The 19,972-nt window shown below is 62.2% G+C and carries 14 protein-coding genes; 6 read left to right on the top strand and 8 right to left on the bottom strand.

Annotated features, from left to right (window positions below; genetic code table 11):
- Positions 1 to 40 precede the first annotated feature (40 nt).
- The 3 genes from J7S20_RS02450 to J7S20_RS02440 form a co-directional block, all read right to left on the bottom strand.
- Positions 41 to 1,537: a flavin-containing monooxygenase gene (locus J7S20_RS02450; protein WP_284052643.1), complete on the bottom strand. Its 1,497-nt coding sequence runs from the start codon at positions 1,535 to 1,537 to the stop codon at positions 41 to 43.
- A gap of 62 nt (positions 1,538 to 1,599) precedes the next feature.
- On the bottom strand, positions 1,600 to 5,823 hold the full coding sequence (locus J7S20_RS02445; RefSeq protein ID WP_284052642.1) for a translocation/assembly module TamB domain-containing protein: 4,224 nt from the start codon (positions 5,821 to 5,823) through the stop codon (positions 1,600 to 1,602).
- On the bottom strand, positions 5,823 to 7,979 hold the full coding sequence (locus tag J7S20_RS02440) for an autotransporter assembly complex protein TamA (protein ID WP_284052641.1): 2,157 nt from the start codon (positions 7,977 to 7,979) through the stop codon (positions 5,823 to 5,825). Before J7S20_RS02440 ends, J7S20_RS02445 begins: the two co-directional genes overlap by 1 nt.
- Positions 7,980 to 8,171: 192 nt before the next feature.
- Here J7S20_RS02440 and J7S20_RS02435 point away from each other — a divergent pair, with 192 nt between their 5' ends.
- Complete coding sequence (locus J7S20_RS02435; RefSeq protein ID WP_284052640.1) at positions 8,172 to 9,173, top strand: YihY/virulence factor BrkB family protein; 1,002 nt, start codon at positions 8,172 to 8,174, stop codon at positions 9,171 to 9,173.
- Here the strand turns inward: J7S20_RS02435 and J7S20_RS02430 are convergent.
- Together J7S20_RS02430 and J7S20_RS02425 are read right to left on the bottom strand one after the other, a co-directional pair.
- The gene (locus J7S20_RS02430) at positions 9,148 to 11,271 is read right to left on the bottom strand and encodes a malate synthase G (protein WP_284052639.1); all 2,124 of its coding nucleotides are present in this window, start codon (positions 11,269 to 11,271) and stop codon (positions 9,148 to 9,150) included. The genes J7S20_RS02435 and J7S20_RS02430 overlap by 26 nt on opposite strands.
- A gap of 75 nt (positions 11,272 to 11,346) precedes the next feature.
- Entirely contained in the window at positions 11,347 to 11,799 is a 453-nt protein-coding gene (locus J7S20_RS02425; protein WP_284052638.1) for a MarR family winged helix-turn-helix transcriptional regulator, read from the bottom strand.
- Between the two features lie 90 nt (positions 11,800 to 11,889).
- Between J7S20_RS02425 and hppD the strand changes: the two genes are divergently transcribed.
- The 4 genes from hppD (at position 11,890) to J7S20_RS02405 (ending at position 15,750) form a co-directional block, all read left to right on the top strand.
- Positions 11,890 to 12,966, top strand: a complete 1,077-nt coding sequence (gene hppD, locus J7S20_RS02420; RefSeq protein ID WP_284052637.1) for a 4-hydroxyphenylpyruvate dioxygenase — start codon at positions 11,890 to 11,892, stop codon at positions 12,964 to 12,966.
- Positions 12,967 to 13,150: 184 nt separating this feature from the next.
- On the top strand, positions 13,151 to 14,416 hold the full coding sequence (gene hmgA / locus J7S20_RS02415; protein ID WP_284053378.1) for a homogentisate 1,2-dioxygenase: 1,266 nt from the start codon (positions 13,151 to 13,153) through the stop codon (positions 14,414 to 14,416).
- A gap of 63 nt (positions 14,417 to 14,479) precedes the next feature.
- Positions 14,480 to 15,166 carry a guanitoxin biosynthesis heme-dependent pre-guanitoxin N-hydroxylase GntA gene (gene gntA, locus J7S20_RS02410; protein ID WP_284052636.1) on the top strand — a complete coding sequence of 229 codons (687 nt, stop codon included), beginning with the start codon at positions 14,480 to 14,482 and terminating at the stop codon, positions 15,164 to 15,166.
- A complete protein-coding gene (locus J7S20_RS02405) occupies positions 15,163 to 15,750 on the top strand; it encodes an urea carboxylase-associated family protein (protein ID WP_284053377.1) in 588 nt (195 codons plus the stop codon). The genes gntA and J7S20_RS02405 overlap by 4 nt, the downstream gene beginning before the upstream one ends.
- 297 nt (positions 15,751 to 16,047) lie before the next feature.
- Here J7S20_RS02405 and J7S20_RS02400 read toward each other — a convergent pair whose 3' ends face one another.
- The 3 genes from J7S20_RS02400 to J7S20_RS02390 are packed head-to-tail and all read right to left on the bottom strand — an operon-like array spanning position 16,048 to position 18,492.
- Positions 16,048 to 17,466 (bottom strand): coniferyl aldehyde dehydrogenase, encoded by a 1,419-nt coding sequence (locus J7S20_RS02400; RefSeq protein ID WP_284052635.1) that lies wholly within the window; start codon positions 17,464 to 17,466, stop codon positions 16,048 to 16,050.
- A 23-nt stretch (positions 17,467 to 17,489) separates the two neighbouring features.
- Entirely contained in the window at positions 17,490 to 18,239 is a 750-nt protein-coding gene (locus tag J7S20_RS02395) for a prepilin peptidase (RefSeq protein ID WP_284052634.1), read from the bottom strand.
- Positions 18,232 to 18,492, bottom strand: coding sequence for a hypothetical protein (locus J7S20_RS02390; RefSeq protein ID WP_284052633.1), 261 nt, complete (start codon positions 18,490 to 18,492; stop codon positions 18,232 to 18,234). Before J7S20_RS02390 ends, J7S20_RS02395 begins: the two co-directional genes overlap by 8 nt.
- A 246-nt stretch (positions 18,493 to 18,738) precedes the next feature.
- On the opposite strand from J7S20_RS02390, the gene J7S20_RS02385 reads away from it, so the two are divergent.
- On the top strand, positions 18,739 to 19,926 hold the full coding sequence (locus J7S20_RS02385) for an acetyl-CoA C-acyltransferase (RefSeq protein ID WP_284052632.1): 1,188 nt from the start codon (positions 18,739 to 18,741) through the stop codon (positions 19,924 to 19,926).
- The last annotated feature ends 46 nt before the right edge of the window (positions 19,927 to 19,972 follow it).

Genomic DNA, 19,972 nt, shown 5'->3' with positions numbered 1-19,972 from the left:
CGTCGCTGCGTTGCGGAATAAACCGCCGGGAGGTGAGATTTTATGCCGGGACCGCCTCCGGCCCGGCTGCCGGAGCCGTTTTGGGAACGGGATTCGAAAATTCCATGTGATCGTCGATCGACCCGAATTTCAGTGACAGAACGTCCAGCGTATAGTTCTGATGCACCCGCCAGGGCTTGGTCGTGCCCTGCTTGGGAAAACGATCGATCGCGCGCTGGACATAGCCCGAGGTGAAATCGAGGAACGGCTCTTCTTCGACGTCGCCTTCCACTCGCGGCGTACATTGCCGAAGCCCACGTGATTTCATGGTGTTGAGCAGCCTGCAGACATAGTTGCAGGTCAGATCCGCCTTCAGCGTCCAGGACGCGTTGGTATAGCCGAACGACGAAGCCAGATTGGGAATATCCGAATACATCATCCCCTTGTAATTCAGCGATTTCGCCGGATCGACCTTCTTCCCGTCGACCGAGAAATCGAGGTCGCTCATCAACTGCAGTTCCAGCCCGGTCGCGGTCACGATGATATCGGCGTCGATTTGCTCGCCCGATTTGAGGCGGATGCCCGTCTCGGTAAAACGGTCGATATGGCCGGTAACCACCGATGCCGAACCGTCACGGATCGAGGCGAAAAGGTCTGCATCGGGCACCAGGCACAACCGCTGGTCCCAGGGATTATAGCTCGGCGTGAAATGCGTAGCGACGTCGTAATCGGCCCCGAGTTCATCGCGGACCATGTCGATCAGGCGTTCCTTCGTCTTTTCGGGCTTCTTGCGCGCAAGCCGGTAGAAAATCTGCTGCAGGATCACATTCTTCCAGCGCGTCAGGCCGTAGGCGACCTTGGCGGGCAATTTTGAACGCAACCAGTTGGCGAGTTTGTCCTCCGACGGACGCGCAACGATATAGGTCGGCGACCGCTGCAGCATCGTGACATGCGCTGCCGATTTGGCCATTTCGGGCACAAGCGTAACCGCTGTCGCACCACTGCCAATCACGACGACATGCTTCCCCGAATAATCGAGATTCTCTGGCCAGAACTGGGGGTGGACGATCTCGCCGGTAAAATCCTCGCTACCCGCGAATTCCGGCGCATGTCCCTTGGCATAGTTGTAATAGCCCGAGCACATGAAAAGGAAGTTGCAGGTATAGCGCACCTCTTCGTTTTCCGGTCCGCGCTGAGCGACCACGGTCCATGCCGCATCTTCGGTCGACCATGCAGCGCTTACGACGCGGTGCTGGTACCGGATATGCCGATCGATGCCGTAATCGGCGGCGGTATCTTCCAGATATTCGAGGATCGAAGGGCCGTCGGCAATCGCCTTCGCATTCGTCCATGGCCGGAACGAATATCCCAGCGTGTACATGTCGGAATCCGAGCGAATCCCGGGATAACGGAACAGGTCCCAGGTGCCGCCAAGCCGTTCCCTCCCTTCCAGGATAACATAGCTGCGGTCAGGCGATTTCGCCTGAAGATGGTAGCCCGCGCCGATCCCCGAGATCCCCGCCCCGACCACGACAACGTCGAAATGCTCGATGTCCATTTTCGTCTCTCCCACGATACCGAATATTCGATTTCGCTTTGCAACGGAAGAGCGGAGGTTGGTCAGTAGTCCTTCGAGTAGCGAATGCTCGCGCCCGAACCACCGAACGAGCTGGTGTGCGACAGGATACTGAGTGCCTTGGTAAGCGAGATTTCGAGTTGGGTGGCCGTGAAGCCCTTCGCATCGGTGATGATCTCGACATAAATATTATCGGTCAGATACTTACCGGCAGCGAGTGCAGTACCGCGTCCGCTCGCCTGATCGCTTCCCAGAATGCGCAATCTGTCGATACCGGTCGCCGAGCGAAGCTTGCCAAGCGGATTGAGTCCGCCGCCCGAACCGCGGAGCGAATTCAGCGCCGCGGCAAGCTGGATCGCCTGCGTCGCCGAAAGATTGGTTACCGAACTTCCGAACAGAAGCCGCGAAACGACCTCTTCCTGCGGCAAGGCCGGTGTGGAAGTGAACGCGATCTGGGGGTTTTGCGCGCTACCGGTGATATTCAGGATCGCGGTTATGCCTTCCGCAGTCGTTGTCGCCTGGATGTTGAGCTGCGGGTTGCTGATCGCCCCGCCTTCGAAGCTGACGACCCCGCGATTGAGCTCGAACCGCTTTCCGGCAAAGGAATAGGTGCCGCGCACGACCTGCATCGTTCCGCTGACCCGCGGATTGGCGGAGGTGCCGCGAACACGCAGATCGGCCTGCCATTCCGATTCTAGCCCCATGCCCGACACGTAAAGCCGATCGTTGGCATGAATGCGGATGTTCAGCTTGAAGAGTCCTGGCAGCCCACCCGACTGGTCGGGGCTGGTCGGTTTCTGTCCCTTGCGTCGCACACCGGTCAGTTCGGGCACCTCGGCCGATCCCTGCCGAATGATCTTGTACCGCGCCTCGGGTATCGTGAGATCACCGGTGATCGAAGCGCTGTTGCCCGGATCGTTCTGAACGCGAAGCTGACCGGTCGCGGTCGCACCGAGACCGTCGCTTTTGGCCAGACGCGCATCGTCAAGCTTCGCCACGATGTCGATTGGAAATCCTGCATTCGATGACAATCCGACATGACCCTGCGCTTCGATCGTGCCGTCACCCGCATTCGCGGTGAGCTGGTTGAGCTCGAAACGGTCGTTCGTGAAACGGCCGTCGATCTTCATATTGGTCAGGCGAGTGCCATAGGTTTCGTTCTGATATGTCAGGCCGCTCGAATGGACGATCCCGGTGAGCTGCGGCGACTGAACGCGCCCGCCAAAATCGGCGGCCACCGCGATCGGACCCGACATCTGCTGATCGGCAAATCCGGCAAAGGAAAACAATACGCCCGAGGGCCCGTTATACCGGATGCCTCCCGATAGCGGCGCGGACATCAGCCGGGTCACCCATGATCCCGCCCCCGGCGGCAGGGGACGCAGCGTCGCAACCATCCGACCGACCGTCGTCGTGCCACGCTTGACAAGCGCCCGCGCATCGCCGCCGTCGGGCAACAGCTTGCCGACAAATTCGATGTTCACCGGCTTGGATACTGTCGCGATGCTTGAGCGCTGAAAATTGGCGATGTTCAGCCGCGCATCCGCCTTGGGAAAGCTCGCGCCGCTGGGCTTTGCAAAATCCAGACTCCCGGTCGCCGTACCGCCGATGCCGAGATCGGGCACAAAGGCGTTGACGACCGAAAGGTCGAGCTTGTCGAGCCGCGTCTGTATCGACATTCCGTTTCCATAGGTCCCGGCAATCCGCATCGCTCCCTTGTCGAGGTCGATCCGGGTCGGAAGCAGCTGATAGCTGCCACCGGTCTTGCGGATGCGCATTGCATCAGCAGTCTTGAAGCCGATGCCGTTCGCGCTGCCTTTCAGCGCAACCAGATAATCGTCAGGGTTCAGGCGAGCATTCGCCGCAAGCTCGAACGGCACGCCCGAAGACCCGTTGGCGACCAGTTGCGCGGTGCCGTTGCCGCCCCGATACTTCACCTTCGCGCGGGCCTTCGCGATCACGAATTTGCCCATTTCGAAATTTGCGATCTGCGCGTCGCCCTGAACCTCGGGCGCCTTGGGGTACAGCGTGGCGGTCGCGTCGATAATCGCGCGACCGATCGTCATACCCGCCGCCCCGGGGATTTTGGCGTTGCTCGCGCGTGCCTTAATGTCGGCGCGTTGATACTGACCGGCGGCGCTCAGCTGTGCCTGACCGTTGACGCCCGATCCGGCGAAATCGACACGGCCGACAAAGGGACCCGCGCCGGTTTGCTGAACACGTCCCTTCAAATCCATGCCGGCGAAACGGCCGCTGCGGATATCAACCGAAAGCGCTTTTCCCGTCTGAACCAGCAAGTCGGCGTTGAACGGGCCGTAGTTCGTGCCGCCCTTTGCACTGACGGCATATGCGCCGCCCTTGCCGCGCACGCGAGCCTCCAGATCGACGAGGCCCACGCCCAGTCCGGGCCGCGGCGCGCGCAGCAGAACGACGGGTGCGGTCAGGCTTCCGCTGACGCGCGCGTGCAGGGGTCCATACGCCTTGGAATAGGCATCGGCGTTGACCAGCAACGGCCCGGCGGGGTCATATTGACCTGCTCCACTCGTTACGTGGAAATCGGGGGCATTTACCCGCAGGTTCGAGAATTTGATGACACCGGCGGGCGTATAATCGACGTCGACGCGCGCATAGGCGTTGCCGCCAAGGAAATTGCGCGCACCGTTGTTGAAGATGCGCTGGGTGCGCGCGACGACCCGGCCACGGATGCCAAAGCCGCCCTTGGGCGCCGAATAGAGATCGGCATCGGTCTGGAGATTCAGGATGCCGATACTGTCGACACGATAATCGTTGACCCGACCCTTCAGCGCGCCGGTATATCGCCCCGTGGCAGTGTCGGCGACGACGATCGCCGTCGCGTCGATATTGTCGCTGCGCAGCCGCAGATTGTCCGACAGCACCTTCGATCCGTTGATCGCCAGATCGCCGTTGATCCGGACGTTGTGCAAAAGCCCGCCAGCAGCGGCGTTCAATCCCGTGACCGCGCGAGCTCGAGCGTTGACCGGGATCAGGATATGGTTGGCGTCGACCTTCGCCTGGCCCTCGGCATAGAGCTGTTCGACGACGGTATTGCCAAAGCCGATCGCCCCCGCCTGGATCTTGTAATCGACGGTCGGCGTCTTGAACGGTCCGTTCAGCGCGAGCGCCGCGCGCACCGAACGCCCCCGAAGCTTTGGCGCGATGAGTGCTGGCTTCAGGAGCAGTGCTTCGGCGCGGAAGTCGCCGAAACGGTTATTCGCCAGATCGATCAACCCCCGGGTCGATAGCGAAAACGCATCCGAGCGCAGGCGCAGCCGCGTATCGGCCTTGCGCTGGTCGAGCGTCGCGTCGAGCGCGATGGCAAGTTTCGGAGAGGTCAGTCGCTCGACCGGGCCTTTCAGGTACAAGCCCGGGTGCGCGTCCCCGCGGACCTGAAACGTCCCATTTTGTTCGGCAATCCGAAGATTTGCGAGCGACTTTCCGCCGAGCGTTCCATTCACCCGACCGTTCCACGCCTGCCAACTGCCCTGCCCCTCGACCGACAATGCCAGCGGCGCATCGAGCTTTGCCAGTCCGCCGATCAATCCGTTTCTGGGCGCCCGAAGTTGCATATCGATATCGAGCCTGTTGGCATCGGGCACGGCATCGAGCTTCAATGCCAACCGATCGCCACCCGCAACACCCTGCGCACGCAACGTCGCGGCATGGGCCAGAATCTGCGCGCGCCGGTCGGCAATATGCACCTGCCCGGAAACGCGTGCGATGTGGCGCTGACCGGTTACCGGTGCACCGATATCGATCCGGTCGATCGCCAGCTTGTTGACGTCAATGTCGATATTGGGGAGCAGCGGCTTGTTGCTGGGTCCCGTCGATTTCAGTTGCGGCAGGCGATCGAGGCGCACCAGTGGGCTCGACAATTCACGCACATCGATATGGTTGTTGACATAAGCGAAGGGTCGCCAGTCGAGCGTAATTTTCGGCGATGACAGGAAAACGCCCTTTGGATCCCTGACGCGAACGTCGCGCAGGATCATGCGCCCATAGATCGATCCGTCGATCCGCCCGACCTTGACGTTCAGGCCCGACGCCGTCGTGATTCCGCCAATCTTGTCGGCAATGAAGCGTTTGCCGAAATCGGTGTTCAACCCGGTGAAAAGCAGCACGACAAGAAGCGCGAGGCCCGCCAGCGCGATGCCGAACCATTTTGCGATACGCTGCCACAACGGACGCCGCGTGACGACCACGACTTCATCGCCTGCGGGCGTGTCTTCGGGGGTTGTATCCTCGGCCATCAGAATGCCTGACCGATCGAAATATAGACCGCGACCGTCGGATCGCCCTTACGCCTGTTGATCGGCGTCGCCACGTCCACGCGAAGTGGTCCGAAATTGGTATAGAAGCGACCGCCCAGCCCCGCTCCGAAGCGGAGGTCCGATCCGCGTGGATAGACAGTGTCGTAGGACTGGCCGGCATCAACGAAGGGGACGATCCCGAAATTGCCGAACCGGTAGCGTGCCTCGAGCGAAAATTCGTTGAAGCTCAAACCGCCGATCGGCTTTCCGTCGGGCGCCTGCGGGCCGAGCGACTGATAGGCATAACCGCGCACCGAACCGCCGCCGCCGGCATAATAACGGCGCGACGGCGGCAGGTCGTTGCGACTGATCCCCGCAATCGTCCCGACCTTAGCCCGGCCGGCGATGACGAGGCTGTCACTGACCGGATAATAGCCCGTCCCTTCCAGCGTAATCCGCGAATAGGGGCGAAAGCCGCTCTTTACCGCCGCTTCAGGGCTGACATTGGCATGGATGCGAAAGCCCCTGGTCGGGTTCAGCAGGTCGTCGGACGTATCGAAGCCGGCGGTGAGAGGAAGCGCTGCGATTCCGAAGGTCTTGCGCTGCCGCTCGCCGGCATCGAAATTATACACATCCTCATTGGTACCGATCAGTTCGAAGCCATAGCCATAGGTGAACCGCTTCTGCCAGATCGGCGTGGAATCGTAGGAAATTCTACCGAACAACGACCCGGTAAATGCCTCATAGGCATCATATTTATTGTGGTTGGCCGATATGCCCAGTGTGACGGTACGGTCGCGCCTGCCGGCGTTGGAGCGGCGGAACGTCGTACTCAGACCCTGTTCCAGCGTGCCGGCGACGCCCTTTACGATCAGCGCGCCTTCGGGTGGGAAAAGGTTGCGATGCGTCCACGACCCCTGAAGCCGGATGCCCTGCCCCGTGCTATATCCGGCTTCGGCTGCCAATGTGCGCGGCGGCCCGGCATTCTGGTGCACCAGCAAATCCACATATTCGGTACCGTCGGGCGCCTTTTTACCGGTGCGCACGGGTTTGACCGATACCGAGGAGAACAGGCCGGTGGCGACCAGCGCCTTGCGCAGATCATCCACCTTGCGCACGTCATAAAGCTCGCCGCGGTCGAAGCGCGCCAGGACGCCGACATGCTCTGCGCTGAACGCGAGGTCGCCATTGGTGCGATACCCGCCGAATGAGGAGCGCGGTCCCAGCGTGTAAGGCAGCGTATACGCGCCGGTATAGCTTTGGCCGTCGAGCAGGATGTCGCGGTCACCCAGCTCGAAGAACGGATACCCTTCCTGCGGAAGTTTCAGCGAGACATTGGCCTCGGCACCCTGCACCCGATCGGCCTCTATCGGATCGCCGACCTTCAGCGGCAACGCCTTGTCGACCAGCCCGGCCGGTGTGGTCGGGTCACCTTTGGTCGTGATCGAGCCAAGCGTATATTGCTTGCCGGGATCGGCATTGATTACGGCGCGAACTTTCCCGGACTGATCGGTAACCTGCTCGATCTTCGAGGTCGCCGTTCCGTCGTAATAGCCGATCGATTTCATCAGCCGGACGGCAAGTTCCTCGTCCTCTTTCGCGCGCGCGCGAACCATGGTCGCGTTCGCCGCCTTGCCGCCGCCGTCCTCCAGCGCGGAAAGATCGTGAAACTGGCCCTCAAGCCCCACCTGATCGAGACCATGGACCACCGTGTCATAGGAAATCTCTACGTTCGAATTGTCGGTAACGCCTGCGATCTCGGGCGGAGGTGTCGAATCGAACGTATCGATGGGCGGCAAAGGCTGCGCCAGCTCACTCTCGTCGGGAAGCTGCTGCGGAGGAGCAAGCTCGCCGGTGGGAGTGGTGCCAGTCGTCTGTGAAGTTGCGCCGGGCACCGGCATCGGCTCCAGCGGAGCATTGATATTGTCGCTCAGCGGCGGCAGCGCCTTGTCGAACTCGTTTTCAGGGATAATCGGTTCGTCGGCCTGCGACACTGCGGTCGCATCCGCGGTTGCCTGCTTTCCGTCGCTCGACTGCCCCGAATTGCCGTTCGCCTGCGCCGCATTGGACGGCAGCGCGCCGAGCGCGGTTGCAGGGACAAGTACGACGCCAGCGATCGCCACTTTCCAGATCGTTCGCCGCGCCGTCTTAGCCACACACTCCCCTTCGCTCGCGGGGAGGCAGGTTTCCGCACCGCCCCCCGGAAAGGCATCAAACGCGCGTCGCTCGATTTTGCTCCACCGGTTTCGGTCCATGGCACTGAAATCAAGACAATTGCCATTGATGTGCATCGGATCGCCGCGATGTCGCGTTGGTCAAGCCAAGCGTCAGTCAAGGAACCGATCCACATGAACGCAGCAGCGCCAGCCGACCCGTCCAACATTCCCGGCTTCGATTCCACCCATCCCTGGCGTCATCCTTGGAAAGCCTGGAAGGCAATCTTCGGGCGCATCTATGTAATGACCGGCTATCACAATCTGTCGCTGATGGCCGCGGGCATGGCCTTTTTCGCGTTCCTTTCGATCGTACCGCTGCTCGGTGCGATCGTCATGACCTATGGGCTCGTCGCCGACCCTGCCACCGTTGCAGCCCATATGAAAACGATCATCCAGCTCGTGCCGGCGGACGCGGCTCGCCTGATACAGGACCAGTTGACCAGCATCGCCAGCACCGCCGCCGACAAGGCCGGGCTTGGCCTGGCGATCGCGCTTTTCTTCTCTCTGTTCGGAGCGATGAGGGCGGCGGGCGGAATGATCGGTGCGCTCAACGTCGTCTACGAAGAGGATGAAACACGCAGTATCATCCGGACGACGCTGTTATCGCTCGTGCTGACGGTCGGCGCGGTATTCGCGGCGATTATCGGCGTAATCGCGGCAGCCGTCTTGGGATATCTGAAGCAGTTTGCCGACATACTCGGCCATTCGGGTGTCGTCCTGATCCAGATTGCAACCTGGATTGTCGCCGGAGCCATCGCTAGTGGCGGCTTCGCGTTCGTATATCGCTTCGGGCCCGATCGGGCCCGGGCGGAATGGCGGTGGTTATCGATCGGTTCGGTAGCCTCGACATTGCTATGGCTGCTCGCGACCGTACTCTTCGGTCTCTATGCCGCCAATTTCGCCAATTACAACGCGACCTACGGCGCGCTGGGAGCGGTCGTGGTGCTGCTGATGTGGTTGTACGTTTCGGCCTATGCAATTCTGATCGGCGCCGAGATCAACGCAGAAGCCGAACGGCAAACCGGCGTGGACTCGACTACCGGTACGCCGCGCCCGTTCGGAGAGCGCGGGGCAACCGTCGCGGATACGCTGCCGAGCCAGCGTCAGGTCAAGCCGAAACGTTCGAAATACTGACTTCGGCGCCGCCAGCGTCGCGTTCCTTCGTGCGCTGCCGGAACTTGTGCAACAGCGGCTCGGTGTAGCCGTTCGGCTGATCGGCGCCTTCGAACACCAGCGCGCGTGCCGCCTGAAAGGCAAGGCTGTCCGCCTCGCGCCCCGACATCGGCCGATAGGAGGGATCACCGGCATTCTGCGCATCGACCTTTTGCGCCATCCGCCGTAACGCAGCCTCGACATCATTGGCGGATGCCACGCCGTGAAGCAGCCAGTTGGCCATGTGCTGCGAGGATATGCGAAGCGTGGCACGATCCTCCATCAGGCCGATATCGTTGATGTCGGGCACCTTCGAACAGCCCACCCCCCGATCGACCCAGCGTACGACATAGCCAAGGATTCCTTGCGCGTTATTGTCGAGTTCGCGGCGCACCTCCTCGGCGCTCCAGTTGCGCCCTTCGGCCACGGGCACGGTCAGCAACTGGCCGAGCGACGGAATCGCTTCGCCCGCAATTTCACGCTGGCGGGCGAACACATCGATCTGGTGATAATGGAGCGCGTGGAGCGTCGCCGCCGTCGGGCTGGGCACCCAGGCGGTGTTCGCGCCCGATTTCGGATGACCGATCTTCTGTTGCAGCATGTCGGCCATGCGGTCGGGCGCGGCCCACATGCCCTTGCCGATCTGCGCCTTACCCGAGAGCCCGTGCGCCAGGCCGATGCGTACATTTCGATCCTCATATGCGGTCAGCCAGGCACTCGTCTTCATCTCGCCCTTGGGGATCATCGGGCCGGCGCGCATCGCGGTGTGCATCTCGTCGCCGGTTCGGTCGAGAAAGCCGGTATTGATGAAGACGATGCGCTCCTTCACCGCATGGATGCACGCGGCGAGATTGGCCGAGGTCCGGCGCTCCTCGTCCATCACGCCGACCTTGATCGTGTGCCTGCCCAGCTCGAGCAAGTCCTCGACGGCATCGAACAGCCGGTCGGTGATGGCGCATTCGTCCGGCCCATGCATCTTCGGCTTCACGATATAGATCGAACCGGCGCGGCTGTTGCGATATTTCCCGAGCCCGCGAAGATCGTAGAGCGCGATCAACGAGGTCATGATCGCATCGAGCACGCCCTCGGGCGCTTCAGCTCGGTCAGGCAGAAGGACAGCCGGCGTCGTCATCAAATGGCCGACATTGCGCACGAACAGCAGCGAACGTCCCGGCAGCGTGAATTCTGCCCCATCCTGCGCGGTATAGCTGCGGTCGGGTGCGAGACGGCGGGTCAGCTTTTTTCCGCCCTTGTCGAATGTCTCTTCGAGGTCGCCCTTCATCAGGCCAAGCCAGTTGGCATAGGCCGCGACCTTGTCCTCGGCATCGACCGCAGCCACCGAATCCTCAAGGTCGACAATCGTCGTCAGCGCTGCTTCCAGAATAACATCGGCAATACCCGCCGGGTCGTCCCGGCCGATCGGGTGTTCGCGGTCGACGACCACTTCGATATGCAAGCCGTTGTGGCGAAATAGCAGCGACCGACCATCGCGTCCGACGAGCTGATCGGGAGCGGCAAGCTGTGGCTCGTTCCCTGCAAAATCAGCCCAGGAGCCCGATTTCAGCGGCACCGCCTCGTCAAGGAACCGCTTTGCACGCGCGATCACCTGCACACCGCGTTCGGGATCATAGCCACCCGGCTTCGCGTCGCCGGGAATAGCGTCGGTACCATAGAGCGCGTCGTACAGACTGCCCCAGCGTGCATTGGCGGCGTTCAGGACGAAACGCGCGTTGAGAACGGGCACGACAAGTTGCGGCCCCGCCATGGTCGCGATCTCGGGGTCGACATTTTCGGTGCCGATCGTGAAGCGGTCGGGCTCATCGACCAGATAGCCTATGTCGCGGAGGAAAGCCTCGTCCGCCGCTTCGCCCGATTCATATCGTGCGTCGATTTGTGCCTGCAACGCGTCGCGCTTTTGCAGAAGCGATCGGTTTTCGGGAGTAAAGCGGGCGAAGATATCGGCCACGCCGCGCCAGAAGCCGTCGGACCCTATCTCCAGTCCCGGCAGCACCTGCTCTTCGACGAACCGGGCAAGCGGTTCCGCGACTTTCAGGTCGGCACGGGCAAGCAACTGGGACATGATTCCTCCTCGATCGTCGGCAGCGATGGCGCCTGGGGAGGGCAAAGCCTGATTAGTGGAAACGGCGAGACAAGATCAAGTCGCTTCGACTTCGAACCCGGCTGCGGCGTCTTCCAGCCGTTCGAGCATCGAACGAAGCTGGCCGATCTCCTTTTCCTCGAATTCGGCAAAGATTCGCCGTTCGAGTTCCAGCGCCTTTGGCGCAACCTGCTCGTACAATTCCTCGCCGGAACGGGTGAGCCGGAGCAGATGCGATCGCTGGTCGTGCGGGTTTGGCTCGCGCTTCACCAGCCCGCGTTCGACCAGCCCGATCGCGGCGCGGCTGACCGTCACCTTGTCCATTCGTGTCATCACGCCAAGCGCCTGCTGGCTCATCCCCTCGCCCTCGGCAAGCACCGCGACCAGCCGCCATTCGGGAATTTTCAGCCCGAACATCGCTTGATAGGCGGTAGCGATCACGTTCGACACACGGTTCGAAGCGATCGACAGGCGATAAGGGAGAAAGCCGTCGAGATGGAGCGTTGACATGAAACAACCCTAACTGCGTGCCTTTACTCGACGCTAGCACATTGGTAGTTAGTTTCAATTGATACCAGTTTCCCGAACCGGAGAGATGTGATGGAACCCCGCGAAAACCCGATGGGCCTCGATGGCTTCGAATTCGTCGAATTCACCAGCCCCGATCCGGAGGCGCTCGGCAAGCTCTTCACGATGATGGGCTTCACCCATGTCGCGAATCACAAGACCAAGAAGGTTCGCCGCTATCAACAGGGCGACATCAACTTCCTGCTCAACATGGAGCCCGAGGGCCAGGTCGCCGATTTCCGCGGCGACCACGGACCGTCGGCCAATGCGATGGCATTCCGCGTCGCCGATTCCGACAAGGCGCTGAAGATGGCGGTCGAGCGCGGCGCGACCGAGGTTAAGGGCAAGAACGGCCCCGGCGAGTTGGACATTCCGGCAATCGAGGGGATCGGCGGTGCGAATTTGTACCTGGTCGACAAATACGGCGAGGAAACCATCTACGACACCGATTTCGAGCCGGTAGAAGGTGCGACGCCCGACCAGAATTCGGTCGGCCTCGAGACGCTCGACCATCTGACGCACAATCTGAAGCGCGGCCGGATGGATTTCTGGGCGAACTATTACGAGTCGATCTTCAACTTCCGCGAAATCCGCTATTTCGATATCGAGGGTCAGCAGACCGGCCTTCTGTCGCGCGCGATGACCGCGCCCGACGACAAGATCCGCATCCCGCTGAACGAGAGCCGCGACGATCACTCGCAGATCGAGGAGTTCATCAAGGATTATAAGGGCGAAGGCATCCAGCACCTCGCGCTGACCACCGACGATATCTTCGCGACCGTGGACAAGCTGCGCGCGAACGGCGTGAAATTCCAGGATACGCCCGACACCTATTACGAGCTGATCGACAAGCGCCTGCCCGGCCACGGCCACGACATCCAAAAGATGAAGGAGCGCAAGATCCTGATCGACGGTTCGCCCGAGACCGGCGAAGGCCTGCTGCTGCAAATCTTCACCGCCAACATGGTCGGTCCGATCTTCTTCGAGATCATCCAGCGCAAGGGCAACGAAGGCTTCGGCGAAGGCAATTTCAAGGCGCTGTTCGAATCGATCGAACTCGACCAGATCAAGCGCGGCGTGATCCCGGCCAAGGACAAGGCCGAAGCTTGAACGCCTGACGAGTAAGGAGAGGCCGGTCGGTCGCGCAGGAGGATTTAGCGACCGGCAGGAAAACGGCCCGCGGCCGCCGCCATGCCCGCCCACAAAAAGGGGGCGTGATAATCAAAACGACGCGCATGGCGGCGGTTCGCACCTCAACCAGATACGGGAGAGAAGCCCAGTGTCCGACGGATACATGACCGGTTTCGGCAATCATTTCGCGACCGAGGCAGTCGCCGGCGCCTTGCCCGAAGGCCGCAATTCTCCTCAGAAGCCCGCATTCGGCCTGTATGCCGAGCAATTGTCGGGCACCGCCTTTACCGCGCCTCGTTCGGAAAACCGGCGCTCGTGGCTCTACCGCCTGCGCCCGTCCGCTGCGCACCCGCCCTTCCGCCGGTACGAGGGCGCCGACCTGTTCGCGCCGGGGACGGTGGACGCACCGCTTGCGCCCAACCGGCTGCGCTGGTCACCAATGGGCTATGACGACGAGGACGCCGATTGGCTCGACAGCATGGTCACGATGCTCGCCAGCCACCCGCCCGAAAGCCAGTCGGGCGTCGCCGTCCACATCTACCGCGCGTCGAAGGACATGGAGCGTCGCGCGTTCGTGTCCGCCGATGGCGAGCTGATCGTCATTCCCGAACAGGGGCGCGTGACTCTTCTCACCGAAATGGGGCGGATCGACCTGAAGCCCGGCGAAATCGCGCTGGTCCCGCGCGGCGTTCGATTTCGCGTCACCCTGCCCGACGGAAAGGCGCGCGGCTATGTCGCGGAAAATCATGGCGCGCCGTTCCGTCTGCCCGACCTCGGCCCGATCGGCGCCAACGGCCTTGCCAATCCACGCGATTTCGAAACGCCGGTTGCCTGGTTCGAGGATGTCGAAGGCGATTTCGAGCTGGTGCAGAAATATCTCGGCAGCCTGTGGAGCACCAATCTCGGGCGCAGTCCGCTCGACGTCGTCGCATGGCACGGCAATCTCGCACCCTGCAAATACGACCTGTCGAAATTCAACACGATCAACACGGTCAGCTTCGACCATCCCGATCCGTCGATCTTCACCGTGCTGACCTCACCCAGCGACATGCCGGGAACGGCCAATGTCGATTTCGTGATCTTCCCGCCGCGCTGGATGGTGGCCGAAGACACGTTCCGCCCGCCCTGGTTCCACCGCAACGTGATGTCGGAGGCGATGGGGCTGATCCACGGCGCCTATGACGCCAAGGCCGAAGGATTCGCACCGGGCGCGCTCAGCCTGCACAACCAGATGGCCGGACACGGACCCGATGTCGAAAGCTGGCGCAACGCCAGCGAGGCCGAGCTGAAGCCGCATAAGATCGAGGACACGATGGCGTTCATGGTCGAAAGCCGCTGGGTCTTCCGCCCGACCGAATTCGCGGTCGAAACCGCGCAGAGCGATTATGACGAAGCCTGGTCGGGCTTTCCGAAGGCGCAGGTCGAATAGGCGGGAACGCGTTTCCGCGCGCGGCGTTTTATAGCGGCAAAACAACAGGATGCCGCTTGATCTATGTTTAGCTGGAAGCACGAGGCACAGGAGCGTCTCGAATCCTTGCTGTTCGACCATGTGTCCGACCGCGGGTTCCCCTGCGTCGGCGCGAAGGCGGCGCTTGCGCGCGGCACGCTGTCGGTGCTCGCCTGCGACCGGATCGACAGCGGTTGGGACGATGTGCGCATCCATGACGCGCTGCTGCGCTTCGCCGAATCTTATAAGCGCGAGCCCGAAATGTATCGCAGCTTTGCGGTGGTGTTCGACGGTCCGGGCGATCTGGACGAAGAAGCGTTCGAGCGTGCACTGTGGGACCGGGTGCAGTCGCTCTCCGACAAGGATGTCTGGCGCGGTCAGAACTATGACTACCGCGTCAGCGCCGATCCCGACAATCCGCACTTCTCGCTCAGCTTTGGCGGCGAAGCGTTCTTCATCGTCGGGCTGCATCCGAATGCGAGCCGCCCGGCGCGGCGTTTCGACCGCCCTGCCCTCGTCTTCAACCTGCACGACCAGTTCGAGCGGTTGCGGGCCGAGAACAAATATGAGGGAATGCGCGAAAAAATCCTGACGCGCGACGAGGCGCTGGCCGGATCGCGCAATCCCATGCTGGCGCGGCACGGTGAGTTGAGCGAGGCGCGGCAATATAGCGGGCGCGCGGTCGATGGCGGCTGGCGCGCGCCCTTCAAATATCGGGGAGCGGAACAATAGAACCCCAGGTCATTCCCGAACGCAGCGGCACCGCCTTTAAGCTGAAGAAAGGCCAGACGCTGATCGTCATCGATCCGAAGGGCGAGCAGGTCGCCGACCTCCTCGCGTTCAACGCGGACGATATCGACGAGGTAATCTCGTCAGGTCGGACGTTCGACTATGCCGAGCGGATTTATCTGTCGACCGGCAACAAGCTTTATTCGAACCGGTCGAACGTGATGCTCGAGATCGTCGAGGATATGGTCGGGCGGCACGACTTTCTGCTGACGCCCTGTTCGGTCGACACGTTCGACCATTTCTACCCCGACCTGCCGCGTCACCGGGGATGCTTCGGCAACCTCGCAGAAGCGCTGGCACCCTATGGCGTGACGCCGGCGCAGATCCCGACCGCGTTCAACTGCTTCATGAACGTGCCGATCGACGGCGAGACCGGCGAGCTGAAGGTGCTGCCGCCGATCAGCAAGGCGGGCGACCATATCGCGCTGAGGGCCGAGATGGACCTGATCATCGGGCTGACGGCGTGCTCGGCGCCCGATTCGAATGGCGGTACGTTCAAGCCGATCCATTATCGGATCGAGGCTTAGCTTCACACAATTCGCGGTGATGTTTTACGAAAGTTGCGGCTGGCTGTAATTTCGTTGCGGGCGGCTTGTAACCATGCTGACGGTGAGAAACAGCGGTCCGCTACGGTGGCACGGACGCGGTGTTGTAGGAAAGCTTTTCGGTCGAACGCCCGCGTCGTCATGCTGAACTTGTTTCAGCATCCACCCTCCAACTTCCACATGTGCGAATTTGGCGCCGTGGACCCTGAAACGAGTTCAGGGTGACGGAAGCGGGCGTGGTGGGCGATGCCCCATACTCCTGCATTTGCAGGATCACGGCTACCCCTTCATCTGGCGGGCGATGGCCTTGCGGGTGGTGCTGCCATAGGGCGGCTTGAGCCCAGCGAGCTTTGCCACGTCGAGCTTCGACTGCTGGAAAACGCTGCGCGCATGGCTGAACGTCTGAAAGCCGGCGCGGCCATGATAGGCGCCCATGCCCGACGGGCCGATGCCGCCGAAGGGCAGTTCCTCCATCGAGACATGGAAGATCACGTCGTCGAGCGTCGCTCCGCCCGAAATCGTGCGGTCGAGCACGCGGCGGCGCTCGTCATCATCCTTGCCGAAATGATAGAGCGCCAGCGGACGGTCGCGGCGATTCACTTCCGAAATCGCCTGATCGACGGTGTCATAGGTACGCACCGGGAGGATCGGCCCGAAAATCTCTTCCTGCATCACCGTCATGTCGTCGGTCGCGCCGCGGACGATGTGAAGCGGCATCTTGCGGCTGTTGGTGGCGCTAAAATCCTCGTTGGCCGGATTGACCGTGACGACATCGGCACCCTTGGCGCGGGCATCGTCGAGCCAGTCGTTGAGCCGCTGATAGTGCCGGTCGTTGATGACGGCGGTATAATCGGGATTGTCGAGCAGCGTCGGATAGAGCGTCGAGGCGGCACTGGTCAGCTTGTCGACCACCGCCGGTTCCTGTTCGGCGGGCACCAGCATGTAATCGGGCGCGAGGCATATCTGGCCGGCATTCATCATCTTGCCGATCGCCACGCGCTCTGCCGCGCGGTCGAGATCGGCGCCTCGGCTGACGATCACCGGCGACTTGCCGCCGAGTTCGAGCGTGACGGGCACCAGATTGTCGGCTGCGGCGTGGAGGATGTGCCGCGCAATGCCGGTGGCGCCGGTGAAGATCAGATGGTCGAAGGGCAGTTCGGCAAAGGCCTTGCCGACATCCGGCCCGCCGGAGACGAAGGCGAGTTCGGTGGGGTCGAAATAGCGCGGGCAGAGTTCTTCGAAGAGCGAAGCGACCTGCGGCGTATATTCGCTGGTCTTGACCATCGCGCGGTTGCCGGCGGCGAAAATGCCAGCGAGCGGTGACATCACCAGATTGACCGGGAAATTCCACGGGCTGATGACGCCGACCACGCCCTTGGGCTGATATTCGACGCGCGCCTTCGCGCCGAGCAGCCCGAGCGGAAACATGGTCGGGCGCTTGTCGGCCTTTGCCCAGCCATCGACATGCTTGGCCGCGTGCCGCAGCGGCGTGACCGATGCGGCGATGTCGGTAATCATCGATTGTTCGCGGCTGCGATGGCCGAAATCTTCCGAGAGCGCATCGCAGAAACTGTCGGCATGATCGGCGATCATCGCGGCGGCACGCTTCAGCCGGTCCTTGCGCAGCGGGATCGGCACCGGCAACGCTTCCATGAAGTCGGCACGCTGTGCTTCGAGCATCGCATTCAGATCGGCCATCGTCGCTCTCCAGTTTTATTTCGCTACTGGATAGCCTGAATCATCCAGCAGGGAAATGCCGCGAGCGCGAGCAGCGTCCCGAGCGGCAACTGGTCGGTCGCAGATAGCCGGCCGCGGCGCAGGCGAAGGATGAGCGCAGCGGCGAGGCCGATCATGCTGGCAGCGAATAGCAGCAGCGCCAGATCATGCCAGCCGAGCCACAGCCCGATGCCACCCATCAGCTTTGCGTCACCGCCGCCCAGCCCGTGCCGTCCGCGCACATTGCGGTAGAGCGCCGCCACCGCCCACAGCACCACAAAGCCGGCAACCCCGCCGATCAGCCGGTCCTCGATGGGCGGCGCGAGCCCGATCAGTCCGGTCGCCAATCCGCCTAGCGCGAGCGCCCCGGTCAGCAGATTGGGCAGCCAGAAAGCACGCAGGTCGAGCGCGGCGAGCATCAGCAACAGCCAGCCGAAAACGGCGCCCGCGGCTCCATTCCAGTCGGGTGCAACCGCCGCTGCGCCGATACCGATGGCAAGACCCAGAAGCTCGACCAGCGGGTGCAGCCAGTCGATCGGCGCACCACATTCCCGACAGCGGCCGCGCTGAACGGCATAGCTGAAAAGCGGGATCAGCTCGGCGGCGGTGAGCGTCCTGCCGCAGCCGTCACATTCGGATCTCCCCCTGAGCGCCGAGCGTTCCTCCGGCCAGCGTATCGCCACCGTGGCGATGAAGCTGCCGAAGACGAGGCCCAGCACACCGAGCGCGACCAGCCACCAGACCGGATCAGCCATCGGGCTTCTTCCGGATCAGATAGCGATAGACGCCGAAAATATTGATTCCGAAGAGAACGGCGTTCTGCGTGCCGAGCGCGCCGTCTTTCGACAGAACCGCCGCGACGATCCATGCAATGCTGGAGGCGACGAAGACGATGAAGCCGAAACCGACGACGCGGCGCCCGAGGTCTAGCGAGACCATGAACGCCGCGGAGATGCCGGTGCCGGTGGCGAACCACTTGATGGCCTGAACGAGGGGAGAATCTTCCATCGTCGCTTAACGTCGGCGCGCCGGATTCGGGTTCAGGATGATGGCCGGATTCCTAATTGGCTTCAGATGCTTCGGTCATATTCGTCTCGCCGTCCCGACGAAAGTCGTAACCCGGACAACCAGCGCGCGCGGCTCTGGAACCAAAGTCGCGTGCGGGACGGCATGATATTGTGATCCGGCTTTTGCAAAAATTCGTCGCACTTCCTAGATCGTATCAAACGAAACGAACCTCTTCAGGAGAACTCCATGTCCGCCGATCCCGTCGTCATCCTGTCCTATGCACGCACGCCGATGGGAAGTTTCCAGGGAAGCCTTTCCGGCGCATCCTCGACCGAACTCGGCGCGACGGCGGTCGGGGCGGCAATCGAGCGTGCCGGGCTGAAGGGCGATGCGGTCGAGCGCATCTATATGGGCTGCGTCCTGCCTGCGGGGCTTGGCCAGGCGCCCGCAAGGCAGGCGGCGCTGGGTGCGGGGCTGCACAAACATATCGAGGCGACGACGATCAACAAAATGTGCGGCAGCGGGATGCAGGCCGCGATCATGGCGTCGGACGCGCTTGCCGCGAGTTCGGTCGACATGATCGTCGCGGGTGGCATGGAGAGCATGACCAACGCACCGTATCTGTCGATGCGGCACCGCTCTGGCGCGCGGCTGGGCCATGACAAGATGATGGACCACATGTTTCTCGACGGGCTGGAAGATGCGTATGAGCCGGGCCGGCTGATGGGCAGCTTTGCCGACGAGACGGCGAAGGAATATCAGTTCACCCGCGAAGATCAGGACAATTTCGCGATCGCCTCGCTCGAACGCGCGCAGAAGGCACAGAAGTCGGGCGCATTCGACCGCGAGATCGTGGCCGTCGAGATCACCGGCCGCAAGGGCACCGACACGGTCCGCCTCGACGAGCAGCCCGCGCGCGGAAACATCGACAAGATTCCCACGCTTAAGCCGGCCTTTTCCAAGGACGGAACGGTGACTGCGGCCAATGCCTCCTCGATTTCCGACGGTGCCGCCGCGCTCGTCATGACGCGGGCATCGATCGCGGAGAAACTGGGCCTGACACCCGTTGCGCGCGTGGTTGCGCACGGCGCCCATGCGCACGAACCCTCGCGCTTCACCACCGCGCCCGTATCGGCGATGGAAAAAACGCTGGAAAAGGCCGGATGGAATATCGGCGACGTCGACCTGTTCGAGGTCAACGAGGCCTTTGCCTGCGTCGCGATGATCGCGATGCGCGACCTGTCGATCCCGCACGACGTGCTCAACATCAATGGCGGCGCCTGCGCGCTGGGGCACCCGATCGGCGCGAGCGGCGCGCGGATCACGGCGACGTTGCTCGCGGCGCTTCAGAATTCGGGCCAGAAGCGCGGCCTGGCATCGCTGTGCATCGGTGGCGGCGAAGCGACGGCAATGGCGGTCGAGCTGATCGACTGACACCGCCGGGACGGGATATTGGGCAGGTGACGGCGCGTCCGGCTTC

Source organism: Stakelama marina, from assembly GCF_018122655.1.
Lineage (GTDB): Bacteria > Pseudomonadota > Alphaproteobacteria > Sphingomonadales > Sphingomonadaceae > Sphingomonas > Sphingomonas marina.
This window is presented reverse-complemented; position numbering and strand designations above follow the sequence as displayed.

Coding starts and splice junctions, on each gene's coding strand:
- J7S20_RS02450 (WP_284052643.1), bottom strand. CDS start 1,537: ATGGACATCGAGCATTTCGACGTTGTCGTGGTCGGGGCGGGGATCTCG.
- J7S20_RS02445 (WP_284052642.1), bottom strand. CDS start 5,823: ATGGCCGAGGATACAACCCCCGAAGACACGCCCGCAGGCGATGAAGTC.
- J7S20_RS02435 (WP_284052640.1), top strand. CDS start 8,172: ATGAACGCAGCAGCGCCAGCCGACCCGTCCAACATTCCCGGCTTCGAT.
- J7S20_RS02430 (WP_284052639.1), bottom strand. CDS start 11,271: ATGTCCCAGTTGCTTGCCCGTGCCGACCTGAAAGTCGCGGAACCGCTT.
- J7S20_RS02425 (WP_284052638.1), bottom strand. CDS start 11,799: ATGTCAACGCTCCATCTCGACGGCTTTCTCCCTTATCGCCTGTCGATC.
- hppD (WP_284052637.1), top strand. CDS start 11,890: ATGGAACCCCGCGAAAACCCGATGGGCCTCGATGGCTTCGAATTCGTC.
- hmgA (WP_284053378.1), top strand. CDS start 13,151: ATGACCGGTTTCGGCAATCATTTCGCGACCGAGGCAGTCGCCGGCGCC.
- gntA (WP_284052636.1), top strand. CDS start 14,480: ATGTTTAGCTGGAAGCACGAGGCACAGGAGCGTCTCGAATCCTTGCTG.
- J7S20_RS02400 (WP_284052635.1), bottom strand. CDS start 17,466: ATGGCCGATCTGAATGCGATGCTCGAAGCACAGCGTGCCGACTTCATG.
- J7S20_RS02395 (WP_284052634.1), bottom strand. CDS start 18,239: ATGGCTGATCCGGTCTGGTGGCTGGTCGCGCTCGGTGTGCTGGGCCTC.
- J7S20_RS02390 (WP_284052633.1), bottom strand. CDS start 18,492: ATGGAAGATTCTCCCCTCGTTCAGGCCATCAAGTGGTTCGCCACCGGC.
- J7S20_RS02385 (WP_284052632.1), top strand. CDS start 18,739: ATGTCCGCCGATCCCGTCGTCATCCTGTCCTATGCACGCACGCCGATG.